Annotated in this window: 2 protein-coding genes; both read right to left on the reverse strand. The window is 70.4% G+C overall.

Going from position 1 to position 2072, the window contains the following annotated elements; all coding sequences use genetic code 11:
* Positions 1-103 precede the first annotated feature (103 nt).
* Positions 104-1468: an FAD-dependent oxidoreductase gene (locus tag GT030_RS12695; protein ID WP_161201197.1), complete on the reverse strand. Its 1365-nt coding sequence runs from the start codon at positions 1466-1468 to the stop codon at positions 104-106.
* A 114-nt stretch (positions 1469-1582) separates the two neighbouring features.
* The coding region (locus GT030_RS12700; protein WP_161201198.1) for a C40 family peptidase at positions 1583-2072 on the reverse strand (490 nt) is incomplete at its 5' end.

Consider the following 2072-nt stretch of genomic DNA (forward strand, 5'->3'; position numbering starts at 1 on the left):
TGCGCGTCCCGTGGGGGCCGGGTACGGGAGACCCCGACGAGAGCGGGCTCACCGGTCTCGTCGGGGTCTCGTCGTCGTTCGGCCGCACGCGCGCACCAGAGGATCAGGCGCCGCTCTCCCGGAGCATGTCCTCGCGCTCCACGAGCTTCACGCGCTCGCGGCCGTGCGGCTCGCCGAGGGCGCGCTCGGCGGCGTCCAGCTTGTACCAGCCGTCCCACGTGGTGAAGCGGACCCCCCGCCCGGACAGGAAGGCGTACACGGCCTCCGGGTCCGGCGCGGACGGCGTGTGCAGCCGGCCGTTGGCGTGGTCGTCCAGCAGGTTGGCCACCGTCTCGTTGGCGTCGCCCTTGGTGTGACCGATCAGACCGACCGGGCCGCGCCTGATCCAGCCCGTGACGTACGTCGACGTCAGGTGGGCACCGCCCTCCTCGATGACCCGGCCGCCCTCGTCCGGGACGGTGCCCGTCTCCAGGTCCCAGGGCAGCTTGGGCAGCTTGTCCGAGAGGTAGCCGACCGCGCGGTAGACCGACTGGACGTCCCAGTCCTTGAACTCGCCGGTGCCCTTGACGTTGCCGGTGCCGTCCAGCGCGGTGCGCTCGGTGCGCAGGCCGACGACCTTGCCGTTCTCGCCGAGGATCTCCACCGGGGACTCGAAGAAGTGCAGGAACAGTTTGTGCGGGCGGTCGCCGACGTCGCGGATCGCCCAGTTCTCCAGCGTCTTGGCGACCATGTCGGCCTGCTTGTTACCACGCCGGGTCTCTATGGAGCCCGCGTCGTAGTCGATGTCCTCGGGGTCGACGATGACCTCGATGTTGGGGGAGTGGTCCAGCTCGCGCAGCTCCATCGGGCTGAACTTCGCCTGCGCCGGGCCGCGGCGGCCGAAGACGTGGACCTCGAGGGCCTTGTTGGCCTTCAGACCGTCGTAGACGTTCTGCGGGATCTCCGTCGGCAGCAGCTCGTCCGCCGTCTTGGCGAGGACGCGGGCCACGTCCAGGGCGACGTTGCCGACACCGAGGACGGCGACCTTCTCGGCCTCCAGCGGCCAGGTGCGCGGTACGTCGGGGTGGCCGTCGTACCAGGACACGAAGTCGGCGGCACCGTAGGAGCCGTCCAGGTCGATGCCGGGGATCGACATGTCGCGGTCGGCCATGGCGCCGGTGGAGAAGATCACCGCGTCGTAGAAGGCACGCAGGTCGTCCAGGTTGATGTCGCGCGGGTAGTCGACATTGCCGAAGAGACGGATCTGCGGCTTGTCGAGCACCTGGTGCAGGGCGGTGATGATGCCCTTGATACGCGGGTGGTCGGGGGCCACGCCGTAACGGATCAGGCCGAACGGGGCGGGCATCCGCTCGAAGAGGTCGATGGACACGCCCGGATCGGCGGCCGTCTGAGACTTCAGCAGGGCATCGGCGGCGTAGATCCCGGCGGGGCCGGCTCCGACGATGGCTACCCGCAGGGGGCGCGGCATGATCAGGTTCCCTTCGAGCGTGGACAGGCGACTCGATCAGGAAGCCTAAGCTAAGGCAGCCCTAAGTTAGTACACGGGTCCGGTCTATGGACTCATAAACGGGTTTTATGAGTGTTAGGCGGGCCTGATCACCCGGTGGATCGCTGCCTCCCCGGCGCCGTAGACCGACTCCTCGCGGATGGTCGCGCCCGGCCCCGGCGCGTGGATCATCGTGCCGTTGCCGACGTACAGGCCCACGTGCCGGTCGTCCTCGAAGAACAGCACCAGGTCACCGGGGAGCGCGGCGGTGAGCGCCACCTCGGTCCCGGCCGCCGCCTGTTCGTGCGCGGCCCTCGGCAGCTCGACCCCGGCCGTGCGCCAGGCGCCCTGGGTGAGGCTGGAGCAGTCGAACGAGTCGGGGCCGGTGGCGCCCCAGACGCAGGGCTTGCCGACCTGCGCGGCGGCGAAGGCGATCGCCTTGGCGGCGCGGACGGCGTGGGCGGATTCGGTGGTGGGGCCGGGGGTGAGGGGAGTGGTTGTGAAAGTGCCGGTCTGGGGGGTGGGAGCGGGAGCTTGGGCGGGCGCGGGGGCCGCCGGGGGCGCGGGCTGGAAAACGGGCGCCTGG

This window comes from Streptomyces sp. SID1328 (genome assembly GCF_009865595.1).
In the GTDB taxonomy this organism is placed as follows: Bacteria; Actinomycetota; Actinomycetes; order Streptomycetales; family Streptomycetaceae; genus Streptomyces; species Streptomyces griseoluteus.

What these genes read in the sequence shown, in the direction of transcription:
- GT030_RS12695 (WP_161201197.1), bottom strand. Translation starts at nt 1,468, where the DNA reads ATGCCGCGCCCCCTGCGGGTAGCCATCGTCGGAGCCGGCCCCGCCGGG.